The organism is Promicromonospora panici (genome assembly GCF_900608595.1).
GTDB lineage: Bacteria > Actinomycetota > Actinomycetes > Actinomycetales > Cellulomonadaceae > Promicromonospora > Promicromonospora panici.
Genome location: NZ_UWYY01000012.1, coordinates 121,792 through 138,743, shown reverse-complemented (window position 1 = coordinate 138,743; position 16,952 = coordinate 121,792). Strand labels below are relative to the sequence as shown.

Below are 16,952 nucleotides of genomic sequence, written 5' to 3'. Positions count from 1 at the left end.
AGGCTCCTCGCACGAACGTTCGATAGTCCCAGGACGCAAGAAGGGGGAGCCCGTGATCGCCTCGCTGACGGGAACCGTTGCCCACATCGGCCTGGACCGCGCGGTGGTCGACGTCGGCGGCGTCGGCTACCTGGTGCACGCCACGCCCACCACTCTGGCCGGGCTGCGTGTCGGCGAGACCGCCGGCGTCGCCACGAGCATGGTGGTCCGCGAGGACTCGATGACCCTGTACGGGTTCGGCGACCCCGACGAGCGCGACGTGTTCGAGGTGGTCCAGACCGTGTCCGGCGTCGGCCCGCGGCTGGCGCTCGCGATGCTCGCCGTGCACACCCCGGACGCGCTGCGCCGAGCCGTCGCGGGCGAGGACCTCGCCGCGCTCACCCGCGTGCCGGGCATCGGCAAGAAGGGCGCCCAGCGCATAGTCCTGGAGCTGGCCGACCGGCTCGGGCCGCCGTCAGAGGTCTCGCCCGCCGAGGCAGCCCCTGGCGCGGCCACCGCCGTCGTCGGCGACCACTCCGAGCGGGTCGTAGAGGCCCTCGCCGGCCTGGGCTGGCCCGCCAAGCAGGCCGACGACGCCGTCGCGAAGGTGCTCGCCGACGCGGGGACCGACGCCGTGGCCGCCGACGAGGTGGCGTCCACGCTTCGCGCCGCGCTGCGGCTGTTGGGAGGCCACCGTGGCTGAGGCCTCGACCACCACCGAGAGCTCCGGCAGCCGGATCGTCGCCCCGAGCGCCGACGAGATCGAACGCGCCGCCGAGGCCGCGCTCCGGCCCAAGAAGCTCGACGACTTCGTGGGCCAGCGGGTGGTGCGCGACCAGCTCTCCCTCGTGCTGCAGGCCGCCATCGCCCGCGGCAACCCGCCCGACCACGTGCTCCTGTCCGGCCCGCCCGGCCTCGGCAAGACGACCCTGGCGATGATCATCTCGGGCGAGCTGGAATCGCACATGCGGCTCACCAGCGGCCCGGCCATCCAGCACGCGGGCGACCTCGCCGCCGTCCTGTCCTCCCTCGAGGAGGGCGACGTGCTGTTCATCGACGAGATCCACCGCCTCGCCCGTCCCGCCGAGGAGCTCCTGTACGTCGCGATGGAGGACTTCCGGGTCGACGTCGTCGTCGGCAAGGGCGCCGGCGCTTCCGCGATCCCGCTCGCGCTGCCGCGGTTCACCGTCGTCGGCGCCACGACCCGCTCCGGCCTGCTACCCGCCCCGCTGCGCGACCGCTTCGGCTTCACCGGCCACATGGACTACTACTCGCCCGAAGAGCTGGAGCGAGTGATCCTGCGCTCCTCCGGGCTACTGGGCGTGCACCTGGAGCACGCAGCGGCGCACGAGATCGCCGGCCGCTCCCGCGGCACCCCCCGCATCGCCAACCGCCTGCTGCGCCGCGTGCGCGACTGGGCCCAGGTGCGCGGCGACGGACGCCTCGACCTGCACGCCGCCAAGTCTGCGCTGGAGGTCTACGAGGTCGACCCCATCGGCCTGGATCGCCTCGACCGCGCGGTGCTCACCGCGCTGTGCACGCGGTTCGGCGGCGGGCCCGTGGGCCTGTCCACCCTCGCCATGACCGTGGGCGAGGAGGCTGAGACCGTCGAGACCGTCGCCGAGCCGTACCTGGTACGCGAGGGCCTCGTCGGCCGCACACCGCGCGGCCGTGTCGCGACAGCCGCGGCCTGGGAGCACCTGGGGCTCACCCCGCCCGCCCCGGCGTCGGGCAGCGCCATAAGCGAGCCGGAAACGGGAACTTTGCTGGACCCCTGACGTTGTTCTGGTGGCGCCCCTTGACGGGCGACCCGAGGATCCGGCCCCGGCACTACACTGGGTTGGATCCTCGTCGTACGTGCGCGACGCATGCGAGCGCTGCTCATCCGACACCGCAATCGAACAGGGACCCTTACCGTGGAAATGCTCATTCTCGTCGCGATCCTCCTCGTGGTGATGTTCTTCATGTCCTCCCGCACCCGCAAGCAGCAGCGCGAGGCCGCGGAGTTCCGGAACAACCTCACCGTGGGGACCAAGGTCATGACCGCCTCCGGCATGATCGGCACCGTCGTCGACGTCGACGACTCGAACGACCAGGTGACCATCGAGTCCTTCCCCGGTAACCCCACCACCTGGCTCCGCGCCGCCATCTCCAAGAAGATCGATGAGCCCGTCGCCGACGACGAGGACACCGACGACGCGGCCGATGAGTCCGACGTCACAGAGAACAGCGAATCGGCAAGTACCATCAAGCCGGACGCGAACGACGTCCCCGACGACCTGTCCGGCCTGGACACCGCCCAGCGCGAGTACCGGGAGCAGCAGCGGCGGGACGCCGACGCAGACGGTAAGTGACGGCCGCGCCGTCCGGTGATCCCGGGCGGCGCCGAACCCGCGCCGGACGTACCCCGGCGCGCACACGAGAAGAGACAGACGTTGGCGACTGACACCCGGCGCTCGCGGCCGGTTCGCACGATCGTGCTCCTGACGATCCTGACGATCCTGCTGCCCTTCGGCGCCCTCTTGGCAGGTTGGCAGTTCGACGGAAAGTCGAGCGACAATCCTGACGGAGCGAGCCTGGCCCCTGGCCTGGCGCTCGACCTGCAGGGCGGTACCCAGGTCATCCTGCAGGCCGTCACCTCCGACGGCTCCGAGATCACGCCGGAGGCGATGGAGGAGGCCATCGGTGTCATCCGGCAGCGTGTTGACGCCAACGGCGTGAGCGAGGCGGAGATCGCCGCCCAGGGTGAGCGGCAGATCGTTGTCGAGATCCCGGGGGAGGTGGACGACGAGACCGTCGCGCTGATCTCCCAGGCCGCGCAGATGAAGTTCCGCCCGGTCCTCACCATCGGCAACCCGACGGCGCAGCCGTCGGCGGACCCGTCCGCATCCGGCGACGCCGCCGCGGGGTCCGATGGCGAGGCTGCCAATCGCGAAGGCGCCGGCGACGTCGCCGCGGCGAACGAGCCGACCAAGAAGGAGATCGCCGAGCAGGAGAAGGCGATCGAGTCGGCTACCGACCCGTCCGACCTGGCGCAGATCACGCCGTCGGTCCAGGCCGCTTTCGACGCACTGGACTGCACCGACCCGAAGAACCGCGAGGGTGGCGGCGGCGACCACCCCGGCCGCCTGCTCGTGACGTGTGACCAGACGGGTGCGGCGAAGTACATCCTCGGCCCGGTCGAGGTGGACGGCACCGACCTCAACTCGGCGACGTCCGGCCTCCAGCCCGGTCCGAACGGCACCGTCACCAACGAGTGGGGTGTCAACCTCGACTTCAACTCCGAGGGCACGGTGAAGTTCCGTGAGACCACGGAGCGCCTGACGCCGCTGGAGCCGCCGCGCAACCAGTTCGCCATCGTGCTGGACGGCCTGGTCGTCTCCGCGCCGAGCAGCAACGACCCGATCACCAACGGGCAGGCGAGCATCACGGGCTCCTTCACCCGTGACACGGCCGCCACGCTGGCCAACCAGCTGAGCTTCGGTTCGCTGCCGCTGACGTTCGACGTGCAGGGGCAGAACACGATCTCGGCGACGCTAGGTTCCGAGCAGCTGCAGCGCGGGCTCTTCGCCGGCCTGATCGGCCTGGCGCTCGTGGTCGTCTACTCGCTGTTCCAGTACCGCACGCTGGGCCTGCTGACCGTGGCCTCGCTGGTCGTGGCCGCCGCCATGACGTACGTCGTGATCGCGCTCCTGAGCTGGGGAATGGGCTACCGCCTGTCCCTGCCCGGTGTCGCCGGTCTGATCGTGGCCATCGGCTTCACCGCGGACTCGTTCATCGTGTACTTCGAACGTATCCGTGACGAGCTACGTGACGGGCGGTCGCTCCGGCTCGCGGTCCAGCGTGGCTGGAGCCGTGCTCGCCGCACCATCTACGCGGCGAAGGCGGTGAACCTGCTCTCCGCGGTCATCCTGTACTTCATGACGGTCGGCGGCGTGCGCGGCTTCGCGTTCACCTTGGGTCTGACCACGATCATCGACGTCATGGTCGTCATCTGGTTCACGCACCCGGTCATGGAGATCATCTCGAAGGTGCCGTTCTTCCGCGACGGGCACAAGGCGTCGGGCCTCTCGCCCGACCGCCTCGACGCGGCACCGTACCGCGGCGCGGGCCGGTTCGCGGGCCCGAAGCCGGACGCCGCCGTCCCTGCGGACGCGGCTGCGCCGGGCAGGGAGCGCGAGCTGGTCTCGGCGCAGTCGGTGCCACCCGCGCCGCGTGTCGCCGAGGACGGCCGCAGGATGACTATCGCGGAGCGGCGAGCCGCCGAGCGCAAGGCGGCCGCCGAAGCGGCTCAGAACGAGGAGAAGCACTGATGGCTCGCGGCGGCTTCGCCCAGTGGGGCAACGACCTCTACACCGGCCGTAGGTCCTACCCGATCATCCAGCGGCGCGGCCTCTGGTTCTCGATCGTCGCGCTGTTCTCGGCGGCGTCGATCCTCGTGCTGGTCTTCCAGGGCCTGAACCTCGGCATCGACTTCCGGGGCGGCTCCGAGTTCACGGTGTCCGGTGCATCGACCACCGACGAGGACGTCGCCCTCGAGGCGGTCGCGTCGGTGGCCCCGGACGAGGAGCCCCATGTCTCCACGGTGGGCGCGGACTCGGTCCGGGTCCAGACCACGCAGCTCGACAACCAGCAGACCGACCAGGTCGGCGAAGCGCTGGCTGAGGCGTACGGCGTCGAGGCGAGTGAGGTCACCTCGAACTTCATCGGCCCGACCTGGGGTCAGTCCGTGAGCATGCGGGCCCTGTGGGGCACCGTGGCGTTCGTGGTGGCGGCGGCGGTCTTCATGGCCATCTACTTCCGCGCGTGGCGCATGTCGGTAGCCGCCATCGTGGCGATGCTCGCCGACGTGCTCATCTCGGCCGGCGTGTACGCCGTGATCGACTGGGAGGTCACGCCGTCGACGATCATCGGCTTCCTGACCATCCTCGGCTTCTCGCTGTACGACAAGATGGTCGTCTTCGACAAGGTGCGCGAGAACACGGTCGCCGTGACCGAGCAGACCCGCAGCACCTACGGCGAGCGGGCCAACCTCGCGGTGAACCAGACCCTGGTCCGGTCCATCAACACCTCGGTGGTGGCGCTGCTGCCCGTGGCGGGCATCCTGTTCGTGGGTGGCTTCCTCCTGGGGGCCGGCACGCTGAAGGACATCTCGCTGTCGCTGTTCGTCGGTATCGCGGCGGGCGCGCTGTCCTCGCTCTTCCTGGCGACGCCGCTGGACGTGGCGCTGCGGGAGCGTGAGCCGAAGATCGCCGCGCACACCAAGAAGGTCATGGACCTGCGTGCCGGACTGGTCGCCGAGGGCGCCGACGAGAGCGTGCTGGCCGCCGCGGCGTCCGGGTCCGCTCAGCTCGTCCCGGGGCATCACCAGGGACATTCCGCTCAGCCCAGGCGTCGCCGGTAGGCTCACGCCTCGTGGCAGACAACATGACCGACGTCGCCCTCTCCGGCCTGCTGCCGGAGAGGGCGACGCGCATTCGCGACCTGATCGCGGACGTCCCCGACTTTCCCTCCCCGGGCATCCTGTTCAAGGACATCACCCCGCTCCTGGCCGACGCCGAAGGGCTGGCCGACGTCGTGGAGGCGTTCACGCGCCTGGCGCTGGCGGACGGTGTGGACGTCGTAGCGGGTATGGAGGCCCGGGGCTTCCTGCTGGGCGCACCGGTGGCGCACGCCCTCGGGCTCGGCTTCCTGCCCCTGCGCAAGGCCGGCAAGCTCCCGCCGCCCACGGAGACGGTGTCGTACGACCTGGAGTACGGGTCGGCGTCGATCGAGCTGCGCTCGGGAACACTCACCCCTGGTGCGCGTGTTCTCATCATTGACGACGTTCTGGCCACAGGTGGTACCGCGGCGGCGGCCGCGGAGCTGATCGAGCAATGCGGGGGAGTGGTGTCAGGGCTCGTGTTCCTGCTCGAGCTGGAGGCACTCCACGGGCGGGACAGGCTTCAGGGCCGCAACGTCGATACTCTCCTGCGAGTAGACACGACGTCCGGTGAATGAGCCCTTCGGACGGGGAATAGAGGTCCAGGGCTAGACTGGCGACTCCGGGTTCGACCCGGGGAAGGAGGCGCGTACATGGCTGAGAACACGGTGTCACGCGCTCCCGTGCCCGAGAAGAACCCGCCGACCCCGCCCGGTGGCAACCGGATGCGGAACCGGCTGGTCCGCCTCGGCGTGCGCAGCGTGGGCGGCGGTACGCCCGCCGCGATCGAGCCGCTGCTGCAGGCGATCCGCAGCAACCACCCCAAGGCCGACGTGGCGCTGATCGAGCGTGCGTACGTCGTCGCGGAGAAGGCCCACCGCGGCCAGATGCGCAAGAGCGGCGACCCGTACATCACGCACCCCGTCGCGGTCTCGACGATCCTCGCCGAGCTCGGCTTCGAGGGCACCACGATCGCGGCCGCGCTGCTGCACGACACGGTGGAGGACACCGACTACGCGCTGGACACGCTGCGCACCGAGTTCGGCGACGACGTCGCGCTGCTGGTGGACGGCGTCACCAAGCTCGACAAGGTGAAGTACGGCGACGCGGCGCAGGCCGAGACCGTGCGCAAGATGGTCGTGGCGATGGCCAAGGACATCCGCGTGCTGGTCATCAAGCTGGCCGACCGCCTGCACAACGCCCGCACCTGGAAGTACGTGCCGTCCAAGTCGGCGGAGCGCAAGGCGCGCGAGACCGTCGAGATCTACGCGCCCCTGGCCCACCGGCTGGGCATGAACACGATCAAGTGGGAGCTGGAGGACCTCTCCTTCCAGGCCCTGTACCCCAAGGTGTACGACGAGATCGTGCACCTGGTGGCCGAGCGGGCCCCCGCGCGTGAGGAGTACCTCGGCGTGGTGAAGGGCCAGATCGAGTCCGACCTGCGCAGCGCCAAGATCAAGGCGACGGTGACCGGCCGGCCGAAGCACTACTACTCGATCTACCAGAAGATGATCGTGCGCGGCCACGACTTCGCGGAGATCTACGACCTCGTCGGCACGCGTGTCCTGGTGGACACGGTGCGCGACTGTTATGCGGCGCTCGGCGCCATGCATGCGCGGTGGAACCCGGTCCCCGGCCGGTTCAAGGACTACATCGCGATGCCGAAGTTCAACATGTACCAGTCGCTGCACACGACGGTGATCGGCCCGGGCGGCAAGCCCGTGGAGATCCAGATCCGCACGCACGACATGCACCGCCGCGCCGAGTACGGCGTCGCGGCGCACTGGAAGTACAAGGAGAAGACGCCTGCGGGGGGCGGCAACGACCCGAAGAACCAGGACATGGCCTGGCTGCGCCAGCTCGTGGACTGGCAGCGCGAGACCGCCGACCCGGCGGAGTTCCTCGACTCGCTGCGGTTCGAGATCGGCGGCGACGAGGTCTACGTCTTCACGCCGAAGGGCATGGCGATGGCGCTGCCGGGCGGCGCGACGCCGGTCGACTTCGCGTACGCCGTGCACACCGAGGTGGGGCACCGCACCATGGGCGCCCGCGTGAACGGCCGCCTGGTGCCGCTGGACTCGCCGCTGGAGAACGGCGACGTCGTCGACATCCTCACGTCGAAGTCGGAGACGGCGGGGCCGAGCCGGGACTGGCTCGGGTTCGTGAAGTCGCCGCGCGCGCGGAACAAGATCCGCCAGTGGTTCACCAAGGAGCGCCGCGAGGAGGCCGTCGAGACCGGCAAGGACTCGATCGCCAAGTCCATGCGCAAGCAGGGCCTGCCGATCCAGCGCCTGATGTCGCACGAGACCCTCGTCGGGGTCGCGAACGAGATGAACTACCAGGACGTCTCCGCGCTGTACGCGGCAGTCGGCGAGGGCCAGATCTCCTCCGCCCACGTGGTGGAGAAGCTGGTCAGGGCGCTCGGCGGCGCGGACGGCGCGGAAGAGGACGTCGCCGAGGCGACCCGGCCCGGCGGGCTCACCGCCCGGCGCGTGCGCTCGGGCGACCCGGGCGTCATGCTCAAGGGCTCCGACTCCGCGGACGTGTGGGTCAAGCTCGCCAAGTGCTGCACCCCGGTGCCCGGCGACGACATCGTCGGCTTCGTCACGCGCGGCCAGGGCGTCAGCGTGCACCGCACGGACTGCGTGAACCTGGACGGGCTGCGCAAGCAGCCGGAGCGCCTGGTCGAGGTGGAGTGGACGCAGGGCGCCAACACGATGTTCCTGGTCCAGATCCAGGTCGAGGCGCTCGACCGGTCGCGCCTCCTGTCGGACGTGACGCGGGTGCTGTCCGAGAACCACGTGAACATCCTTTCGGCGTTCGTCTCGACGTCGGACGACCGGCTGGCGGTCTCCCGGTTCATCTTCGAGATGGCCGAGCCGGCCCACCTCGCGACCGTGCTCGCCGCCGTCCGGAAGGTCGAGGGCGTCTTCGACGTGCACCGGATCACCGGCACCAAGCCGGTCGAACGGCCGCAGCTGCCGGTCTGACCGGATCGCCGGTGCGGCCTGCCGCGCAGCGTCAGCCCTAGGTGAGCCGGCGCGTCCAGCTACGCGCCGCGGTCGACGACATGCTCCTGCTCCGCGGCCAGCATCACGCCCGTCGGTCCGCCGCCCACCACTGGGACGACCGGCGTCAGGCCGTGCCCGGCGCGCCCGGCAGCAGCTCACCCAGGTCGTAGCGGACGGGCTCCTCCAGCTGCTCGTAGGTGCACGACGCCGGCTCGCGGTCCGGGCGCCAGCGCTTGAACTGGGCGGTATGCCGGAACCGGGTGCCCTCCATGTGGTCGTAGCCCACCTCGAGCACGCGCTCCGGGCGCAGGGGAGTGAACGACAGGTCCTTGCCGGAGCTCCAGCGGGACTGCGCGCCCGGTAGCCGGTCGCCCGCCTCGGCGTTCGCGGGATCGGTCCACCCGCGCCAGGGGTGCTCGTCCGCCGCGGGTGTGCCGGGCTCGACGACCAGCGGCGCCAGCTCGGCCACGAGCTCGGCACGGCGGGACGCCGAGAACGACGCGGCGACCCCGATGAACTGCAGCCGCGGCCCGTCGTCGGACTCGTCCCACAGGCCCAGCAGCAGCGAGCCCAGCACCGGTGCCTCGGGCGTCGAGGTCTTGTGCAGTCGGTAGCCCGCCAGCACGACGTCGGCCGTGCGTGTGTGCTTGATCTTCAGCATGGCGCGCTTGTTGGGCGCGTAGGGGCCGTCCGCGGGCTTGGCGACGACGCCGTCCAGGCCGGCGCCCTCGAAGGAGCCGAACCACTCCTCGGCGACCGCGGTGTTCAGCGTGCGGGGTGTGGCGAACACGAGCGGGCCCTTCAGCCCCAGCCCGTCCAGCACCTCGATCCGCTCGGCCAGCGGGCGGTCCATGAGCGACTCGTCGCCCAGCGCGAGGACGTCGAACACCACCAGCGCGGCGGGGGTGGTCTCCGCGAGCATGTTCACCCGGGACGCGGCCGGATGGATGCGCTGGGACAGCAGCTCGAAGTCGAGCCGCGCGCCGCTGCCTGGGCCGAGATCACCGTCCGAGCCCTCCGGCGTCCGGGCGATGACGATCTCGCCGTCGACCACGCACCGCTCCGGGAGCGCCTCGCGGACCGCGGCGACGACGTCGGGGAAGTAGCGGTCCATGGGCTTCGTATTGCGGGAGTCGATGCGCACGGCGTCGCCATCGCGGTACACGATGGCGCGGAAGCCGTCCCACTTCGGCTCGTAGACGTACGCCGGGCCGACATCGGTGGGCGTCTGGGCAGGGATCGATGCCACGCTCTTGGCGAGCATCGGTCGAACCGGGGGCTGCACCGGCAGGTTGAATGTGGTCACGGAACGAGCCTGCCTCAGCGCGGCACGTAGCGCAGGTAGACGCACCCGTTCGCGAACGTCCGGGAGTCGACGAGGCGCAGGCTGAGTCGTGCGTCGAGCGGCAGGGCCGGCAGGCCGCCGCCCACCACCTCGGGGTAGACGAAGAAGCGGAACTCGTCGACGAGCCCGTGCTTGATCGGCTCGGCGGCCACGGTGGGCCCGCCCACGGAGACGACGCCGGGCGCGTAGTCGGCGATCCGCCGCAGCTCACCGAGTCGCAGGTCGCGCACCAGCCGGGTCCGCGCCGACGTGATGGCCTCCTCGGGCAGGGACGACGACGCGACGATCTTCTCCACTCCCTGCCAGATCTCCGCGTACCGCGTCTCGTGCGGGTTCGGATCCGGTCCCGGTTCGTGGGTCTCCCAGTAGACCATCGTCTCGTACATGCGCCGGCCATGGACGTAGACGGCGACGTCCGACTCGATCTCGTTGATGAACGCGAACACCTCGTCGGAGGGATCGGTCCAGTCGAACTTGCCGTCGGCGTCGACGGTGTACCCGTCGGCGGACATGTTCGCGAAGTAGCTCAGGGTTCCCATGCACGGTCCGACGCCCCAGCCGCGCGGAACTCATCGGTCATCCCGGGTGCGAGCGGCTCGGTGTCGGGCCATCGTGGACAGTGAACGGTCAGCGAGCGGGAGGAGCAGCCATGCCGAGGCGTGAACCCGGCCCGAGCGTCAAGGACAAGGAGCTGTACGAGAAGCTCCGTGACGAGGGCAATTCCAAGGAGAAGGCGGCCCGCATCGCGAACGCCGCCGCGGGCTCGTCCCGCAAGAACGTCGGTCGCAAGGGCGGCAAGTCGCCCGAGTACGACGACTGGACCGTCGACGACCTGCGCAAGCGCGCCGCCGAGATCGGCATCGAGGGTCGTTCCACGATGCGCAAGGGCGACCTCATCAAGGCCCTGCGCAACCACTGACCCGTGCACTCTGGTTGTGGGCGTGATCGTTGCGATGGTGCGCCCGTTATAGGCACAACGATCACGCCCACAACGAAGCCGCGGGGGTCAGTCCTTTGTCTTGTCCCGGTCCTTGTCGCGGCTGGGCTGGACTCGCTTGGGCTCGCCCGGCATCTTCGGGTACTCCGGCGGGTAGGGCAGGTCCTCGAGCCCGTCGGCCTCGTCGCGGGACGCGAGCTCCAGGGCCGCGTCCAGGGAGCAGTCCAGCGCCGGGTCCCGATCGGCCCGTAGCGCGGCGAACAGGTCGCCGCGCTCGGCGAACCTGGCCGGCGCGGTCAGGACGTCGAAGTCGTCCGGGTGCACCTCGCCCAGCTCGTCCCACTCCAGCGGCATCGACACCGAAGCCCTTCCGTTGGCCCGGATCGAGTACGCGGAGGCGATGGTCCGGTCGCGGGCCATCTGGTTGTAGTCCACGAAGATCGCCTCGCCGCGCTCCTCCTTCCACCACCGGGTCGTCACCTTGCCGGGCAGGCGGCGTTCCAGCTCGCGCCCGATGGCGATCGTCGCTCGCCGCCCCTCCGTGAACGTCCACCGCGGCTCCAGCGGCACGAACACGTGCAGCCCGCGCCCGCCGGACGTCTTGGGGTAGCCGGTCAGAGCCAGCTCACCCAGCAGCTCCCGCAGGTGCGGCGCGACGGTCGCTGCCTCCGCGAACGCGGTACCGGGCTGCGGGTCGAGGTCGATCCGCAGCTGGTCGACGGCCTCGACGTCGTCCCGCCGCACCGGCCACGGGTGGAACGTGAGGGTCCCCATGTTGGCCGCCCAGGCCACCACTGCCGGCTCCGTCGGGCACACCTCGTCCGCCGTCCGGCCCGACGGGAACGCGATCGTCGCCGTCTCGACGTAGTCCGGCGCGCCCTTCGGGACACGCTTCTGGTAGAAGCCGTCACCCTTCGGATCGTCCGGCTTCGGCATGCGTGTGGCGAGGTGCGCGCCCTCGTGCCACCCCTTGGGCCAGCGCTCGAGCGTCGTGGGGCGGTGCAGCAGCGCACCGGTGATGCCGTCGGACACGGCGACGAAGTACTCGACGACCTGCAGCTTCGTGATTCCGCGGGGAAAGACGACGCGGTCCGGGCTCGTCACGCGGACGGTGCGTCCGGCGACGTCGAGCTCCACCGCTGGTGTCTTGGATCCGGCCATGTCCCTGAACCTAGCGGCTCAGCCGTTCCCGCGCTGCCGCGAACGCCCGGTGCGCCGCGGGCCGGCCCACGACCCGGACGCGCCGGTCGAGCAGCCGCAGAGCACCGGGCAGATCCGCGCCACGCTCCGCCAGGGCCACCAGGACCGGCACCGCGGCCTCCAGCGGAGCGGTACAGGCGACGTCGGCTGCGGTCCTGGTCAGCCCCGTGACCGCTACCCCCGCGACGCTGACCGTGTCCGGCCCGAGCCCCGGCGCGCGCCGCGCGACCCGGCCGGGGCGGGGCGCCGGGCAGTGGACGCCGGGGGAGTAGGCCACCTCGATCGGCGCGCCCGCGGGCCAGGCCGGGGCGGGCACACCCTCGTACAGCCCCGTGTGTACCCACGCGGCCGTCGCGGCGACCAGGACGCAGCGCGCCGGCACCTCGCCCGCGAGCGCCAGCGCGCGGTGCCGGGGCCCGACGACAGAGCCGATCGCGACCGCCGCGCCGTCGTGCAGCTCGACCAGGGCGCCGGAACGCCGCAGGTCAGACCATGCAACCCGCCCGCCCACGTGCGCGGGCGTGACCACCAGCGGCGCGGGCGCGGGCCGTGGGTCGAGGAGCGCGGCGAGCGAGGTGCGCGGGGACGGCATGCGCAGAACCTACGTGCAGCGGGCACGGCCGCGCAGTGCGCGACCGGGCCCGCTGTGGACAAACCCCAGGGGCGTGTCAGCCCCGGGAGTCCTCCGCCGCCTTGACGACCTGCTCCAGCCAGGAGCGACGGGCGGTGACCGCCGCCTCCAGCTCGGAGATCTTGCGCTTGTCGCCCTTGGCCTGGGCGGCCGCGAGCTCCTCCTCGAGGCCCGCGATCGCCGCCTCGAGCTGCGCGGCGGCACCCTCGGCACGCGCTCGCGTCTCCGGGTTGCTGCGCTTCCACTGCGCCTGGTCGGCGTCGCGGATCGCGGTCTCGACCGCCCGCAGGCGCCCCTCGACGCGCTGGATGTCGCCGCGGGGGACCTTGCCGGCCTCCTCCCAGCGTTCCTGGATGTCGCGCAGCGTGGCCTTGGCCTTGTTCAGGTCCTTGACCGGCACCAGCGCCTCGGCCTCGAGGAGCAGCTCCTCCTTGACCTTCAGGTTCTCGCCGTACTCCGCGTCGATGACGGCGTTCTCGGCGTCCCGCGCCTGGAAGAACCGGTCCTGCGCGGCCCGGAACCGGGCCCACAGGGCGTCGTCGTCCTTGCGGGACGCACGGCCCGCCGCCTTCCAGCGCGTCATGAGGTCGCGGTAGGCGCCCGCCGTGTAACCCCAGTCGGTGCTGGTGGACAGCGCCTCCGCCTCGGAGACCAGCTTCTCCTTCTCGATCTTCGCGGCGCTGTTGCGCTGCTCCAGGTCGGCGAAGAAGTGCCGGCGCTCGCGGTCGAACGCGGTGCGGGCGTGGCTGAACCGCTTCCAGAGGGACTCCTCCGTGGGGCGGTCGATGCGTGGCCCGGAACGCTGGGCTTCCTTCCAGCGGTCCAGCAGCGAACGCAGCTCCTCGCCCGCGGGACGCCACTGCATCTTGCTCGGGTCGGTCGCCGCGATCTTCTCGGCTGCCTCCACGATCGAGGTGCGGGCGGCGACGGCCTCCGCCTTCGCGGCGGACCGTGCCTGCTCGAGGGTGGCCCGACGTTCCGCGGCGCGGCCACGCAGCGCCTCGACGCGGGTGCGCAGGCCGTCCAGGTCGCCGACGGCGGCCGGCTCAGCGGTCTCCTCGGCGAGCTTCTGGAGCGTCTGGTCGATCTCGCGCACCGACAGGTCGGCGCTCTCCAGGCGGGCCTCGAACAGGCCGACCTTCGCGCTCAGGTCGAGGTACCGGCGCACGTACAGCGCCAGCGCCTCCTCGGTGGTGACGCCCGGGAACTGCCCGACGACACGCTCGCCCGCAGACTCGCGGACGTACACGTTGCCTTCGTCGTCCACGCGGCCGAACTTCTCGGCCTCGGCGTGCGCGGCGGCGTCGGCGGCGGCCGGCACGACCGGCGTGGGCGCGGTGACCGGGGCGGCCTGCGGGGCGGGAGCCGACGGCGCGCCCGGCTTGGGCGGACGCGGCCTTGCGAGCGCGGCCGGCGACGGGATCGCCGAGGGCTTGGGGGTCGCTGGCTTGGGAGTCGCTGGCGGGGGAGCGGCGGCCGGCTTCTCCTCGGCAGGAGCGGGGGCCTCGGACGCCGGAGCCTCCTCGGCGGGAGCCTCCTCAGCGGGCACCTGTGCCTCAGCCTCGGGAGCTTCCTCCGTCGGAGCCTCGGCAGCCGGAGCTTCCTCCGTCGGAGCCTCAGCAGCCGGAGCTTCCTCCGTCGGAGCCTCAGCAGCCGGAGCCTCAGCCGCGGGAGTGTCCTCCGTCGGAACTGCCTCCTCCGCGGGCGTCTCGGCCTCGGCCGCGGGAGCCGCCGGCATGGGTGTCTCCTCGACGGGAGCTTCGTCAGCGGGAGCCTCCTGCGCGGGAGCCTCCTGCGCGGGAGCCTCGGCCTCGGGGGCCGTCTCCTCCGCGGGGACCTCGGGTGCCTCCTCCACGGTGGCGTCCGGCGCGTCCGCTGTCGCGTCCGCCTCGGCCGGTGCCTCAGGCGCCTCGCTCACCGCCTCGGCGGGAGATTCGGCTGCGGTCGGAGTCTCGGCCACGGGCTCGGCGGGCGCGTCCTGCTGGACGGGCTCGGACGAGCGAGAAGTGGGTTCGCTCACTGGGTCTCAACTCCTTCGATGGTGACCGGGTCGACGGGCGCGCCGTCAGACACACCGCCCGCTTCTCCCGCGTCAGCGACTGCCTGGACGAAGTCCAGGCCGGATGTGATCGTGCCGAAGACCGTGTACCCGCCGGCTGCGTCGGAGGGGATGGTCGATTCCTCGTAGACGAGGAAGAACTGGGAGCCCATGGACTCCGCGTCGCCGCCGCGGCGCGCCATGGCGACGGTGCCGGCAGGGTAGACGTCGTCGTCCGGAGCGTTCTCGATCGGGCCGAAGCTGTAACCCGGGCTGCCGGAGCCGGTGAACGTCGGGTCGCCGCACTGCAGCACGAAGATGCCCTCGGTGGTGAGCCGGTGGCAGCCGGTGCCGTCGAAGTAGCCGGCCTGAGCGAGCGTGACGAAGCTGGCGACGGCCTGCGGTGCGTTCTCGCCGTCCAGCTCGAGGACGATGTCGGCCTCGGTGTCGCCCGAGCAGGCCTGCAGCGTGACGGTCCAGGTACGGTCCTCGGCCACCGAGGGGTCGGCGAGCTCGTAGTCGTCCCGCGTCTCCTCGACACCCGCCGGGCAGGCGCCGCCGCTGGTGGCGGCGTCGTCCGGCGCGTTGTTGATCAGCGCCGCGATCACGAAGGCGGCCACGAGCGCGAGCACGGTCACCCCGGCGATCAGGGCCCAGAGGCGTTGCCTGCGGGCGCGCCTGGCCGCCTGCCGTTGCGCCTGCTTCTCGGCCTGCTTGGCCTGCTGAGCGCGCTGCCGCTGCTTGCTGGACGCCACCGCGTTCCTTTCTCCGTGCTCTCTTGTGCTCGCCGCGACCCGGGGGCGTGGTCCGCTGGACCGATTCACTGCCGGATCCGGGGCGAATCACCCCGTGCGGGGACAGTGTAGGCATCGGATGCCAGCTCATACTGTCTGAACGGTTCGGCCCATGGGTGAAGAAGGGTCCTGTCAGCGACGACGTGAACCGATAGCGTGGTCGCCGTGGAGCTTCGCGTAGTGGTCGCACCGGTGTTCGGGACCAACTGCTGCGTCGTGTCCGCGGGCGCCGACTGCGTGGTGATCGACGCGGGCGCGGGAGTGGCCGACGCCGTCGTCCGCCTGGTCGACGACGCCGGCCTCACGCCACGCGCCGTCCTCGCCACGCACGGCCACGCCGACCACACCTGGGACGCGGGCGCCCTGTGCGAGCGCTACGAGATCCCGATACGGCTGCACGAGGCCGACGCCTACCGCCTGGCCGACCCGTTCGGCACGCTCAGCCCCGCGCTGGAGGCCGCGTTCGGGCTGCACCGCGACGACTACCGGCCGCCCGCCGTCATCGAACCCTTCGCCACGCCCGGCGGCTCCGCCGTGCTGACCTTCGGCGAGGTCACGCTGCGCGCCCTGCACGCGCCCGGCCACACGGAGGGCTCCACCCTCTACCGGCCCGACGGCGACATGGTGCTCACGGGCGACGTCCTGTTCGCCGGCTCGGTCGGCCGGACCGACCTGCACGGCGGCTCCGGCCACGTCATGGCCGAGACGCTGCGCGACGTGGTGCGCGGCCTGGACCCGGCGCTCGCCGTCGTACCGGGGCACGGCCCCGCAACCACCGTGGCACGTGAGCTGGAGACCAACCCCTTCCTCGCCGCGGAACGAAGATGAGGGCGTACGTGGACCAGCGCGCCGGGATGGCCGAGGACGGCTGGTCGGCGGCGTGGTCCTTCGACCTCGAGCACTGGGGCACCTGCGGCCAGGGACCCGACGACGACACGGCGCTGGCTAACCTTGCGGAGCGGTGCGGTTCCGGCGCCGAAGCGGGCGGTGCCGGAGCGCTCGACGCCGGGATGCTGCAGGTCGTCGAGCGCGTGGACCGCGCCAGGACCGGGGACGAGACGGTGTTCGACCGGGACCGCGTGCCGGCGACCGAGGCGGAGCGGGAGGCCACGCTCGCGATCCTCGACGGCATGCGGGCCAGGACCCTCGAGCTGGTGCGCGACGCGCCGCCGAGCGTGCTGGCGTACCGCGACCCCCACCGGGTGCTCCCGGTGTACGCCTGGTGGCACACGGTGGGACAGCTCGCGCTGCACATCGCCGACACCGAGTCGCGCTACTACCTGCCGCTGCTCGGGTTGCCCGCGCGCGAGCGGGCGAGCGACCTGGTGACCGAGCTCGAGGAGTCCGGCGCCCACGTGCGCCGGGTGGTGTCCCGGATGGCGCCGGACCTGGCATCGACGTCGGACCGGCACGGGAGCTGGACCAGCGTGAAGGTGCTGCGGCGGCTGGCCTGGCACGAGCGCGGGGAGCTGGAGGTGCTCGCGCGGCTGGTCGAGGACGCGGCCGCGGAGAAGCTGGGCTGACAGCCCTTCATGGCTGCCGCGCGACTGCTCCGGGACACCGCCGCCCCCCATCTACGGCCGGCACCGCGTGAG

16 protein-coding genes are annotated in these 16,952 nt (G+C 71.6%); 10 read left to right on the top strand and 6 right to left on the bottom strand.

From position 1 onward, the window contains the following. Positions 1-52: 52 nt before the first annotated feature. The 7 genes from ruvA to EW117_RS15515 all read left to right on the top strand — a co-directional run bounded on the left by ruvA (position 53) and on the right by EW117_RS15515 (position 8,391). Complete coding sequence (gene ruvA / locus EW117_RS15545; RefSeq protein ID WP_129787620.1) at positions 53-682, top strand: Holliday junction branch migration protein RuvA; 630 nt, start codon at positions 53-55, stop codon at positions 680-682. Next, the gene (gene ruvB, locus EW117_RS15540; protein WP_129787619.1) at positions 675-1,757 is read left to right on the top strand and encodes a Holliday junction branch migration DNA helicase RuvB; all 1,083 of its coding nucleotides are present in this window, start codon (positions 675-677) and stop codon (positions 1,755-1,757) included. The genes ruvA and ruvB overlap by 8 nt, the downstream gene beginning before the upstream one ends. A 144-nt stretch (positions 1,758-1,901) precedes the next feature. Beyond that, positions 1,902-2,333: a preprotein translocase subunit YajC gene (gene yajC / locus EW117_RS15535; protein WP_129787710.1), complete on the top strand. Its 432-nt coding sequence runs from the start codon at positions 1,902-1,904 to the stop codon at positions 2,331-2,333. An 81-nt stretch (positions 2,334-2,414) separates the two neighbouring features. Further along, entirely contained in the window at positions 2,415-4,292 is a 1,878-nt protein-coding gene (gene secD / locus EW117_RS15530) for a protein translocase subunit SecD (RefSeq protein WP_242504316.1), read from the top strand. Next, positions 4,292-5,383 carry a protein translocase subunit SecF gene (secF, locus tag EW117_RS15525; protein ID WP_129787618.1) on the top strand — a complete coding sequence of 364 codons (1,092 nt, stop codon included), beginning with the start codon at positions 4,292-4,294 and terminating at the stop codon, positions 5,381-5,383. The genes secD and secF overlap by 1 nt, the downstream gene beginning before the upstream one ends. Before the next feature lie 23 nt (positions 5,384-5,406). Further along, positions 5,407-5,979, top strand: coding sequence for an adenine phosphoribosyltransferase (locus tag EW117_RS15520; protein ID WP_129787708.1), 573 nt, complete (start codon positions 5,407-5,409; stop codon positions 5,977-5,979). A gap of 75 nt (positions 5,980-6,054) precedes the next feature. After that, complete coding sequence (locus EW117_RS15515; protein WP_129787617.1) at positions 6,055-8,391, top strand: RelA/SpoT family protein; 2,337 nt, start codon at positions 6,055-6,057, stop codon at positions 8,389-8,391. 145 nt (positions 8,392-8,536) lie between these two features. On the opposite strand, the gene EW117_RS15510 is transcribed toward EW117_RS15515, so the two are convergent. Then, positions 8,537-9,718, bottom strand: coding sequence for an ATP-dependent DNA ligase (locus tag EW117_RS15510; RefSeq protein ID WP_129787616.1), 1,182 nt, complete (start codon positions 9,716-9,718; stop codon positions 8,537-8,539). 14 nt (positions 9,719-9,732) lie between these two features. Further along, entirely contained in the window at positions 9,733-10,296 is a 564-nt protein-coding gene (locus EW117_RS15505; protein ID WP_129787615.1) for a dihydrofolate reductase family protein, read from the bottom strand. A gap of 110 nt (positions 10,297-10,406) precedes the next feature. Between EW117_RS15505 and EW117_RS15500 the strand changes: the two genes are divergently transcribed. After that, a complete protein-coding gene (locus tag EW117_RS15500) occupies positions 10,407-10,676 on the top strand; it encodes a DUF7218 family protein (RefSeq protein ID WP_129787614.1) in 270 nt (89 codons plus the stop codon). Between the two features lie 87 nt (positions 10,677-10,763). Here EW117_RS15500 and EW117_RS15495 read toward each other — a convergent pair whose 3' ends face one another. The 4 genes from EW117_RS15495 to EW117_RS15480 all read right to left on the bottom strand — a co-directional run bounded on the left by EW117_RS15495 (position 10,764) and on the right by EW117_RS15480 (position 15,318). Then, positions 10,764-11,855 carry a DNA polymerase domain-containing protein gene (locus tag EW117_RS15495; RefSeq protein WP_129787613.1) on the bottom strand — a complete coding sequence of 364 codons (1,092 nt, stop codon included), beginning with the start codon at positions 11,853-11,855 and terminating at the stop codon, positions 10,764-10,766. Between the two features lie 10 nt (positions 11,856-11,865). Further along, on the bottom strand, positions 11,866-12,486 hold the full coding sequence (locus tag EW117_RS15490; protein WP_129787612.1) for a hypothetical protein: 621 nt from the start codon (positions 12,484-12,486) through the stop codon (positions 11,866-11,868). Between the two features lie 76 nt (positions 12,487-12,562). Beyond that, positions 12,563-14,545, bottom strand: coding sequence for a DUF349 domain-containing protein (locus tag EW117_RS15485; RefSeq protein WP_129787611.1), 1,983 nt, complete (start codon positions 14,543-14,545; stop codon positions 12,563-12,565). After that, positions 14,542-15,318, bottom strand: a complete 777-nt coding sequence (locus EW117_RS15480; protein ID WP_129787610.1) for a peptidylprolyl isomerase — start codon at positions 15,316-15,318, stop codon at positions 14,542-14,544. The genes EW117_RS15485 and EW117_RS15480 overlap by 4 nt, the downstream gene beginning before the upstream one ends. A 204-nt stretch (positions 15,319-15,522) precedes the next feature. Here EW117_RS15480 and EW117_RS15475 point away from each other — a divergent pair, with 204 nt between their 5' ends. Together EW117_RS15475 and EW117_RS15470 are read left to right on the top strand one after the other, a co-directional pair. Beyond that, positions 15,523-16,185: an MBL fold metallo-hydrolase gene (locus EW117_RS15475; protein WP_165362709.1), complete on the top strand. Its 663-nt coding sequence runs from the start codon at positions 15,523-15,525 to the stop codon at positions 16,183-16,185. Further along, on the top strand, positions 16,182-16,880 hold the full coding sequence (locus EW117_RS15470; protein ID WP_129787609.1) for a DinB family protein: 699 nt from the start codon (positions 16,182-16,184) through the stop codon (positions 16,878-16,880). Before EW117_RS15475 ends, EW117_RS15470 begins: the two co-directional genes overlap by 4 nt. The last annotated feature ends 72 nt before the right edge of the window (positions 16,881-16,952 follow it).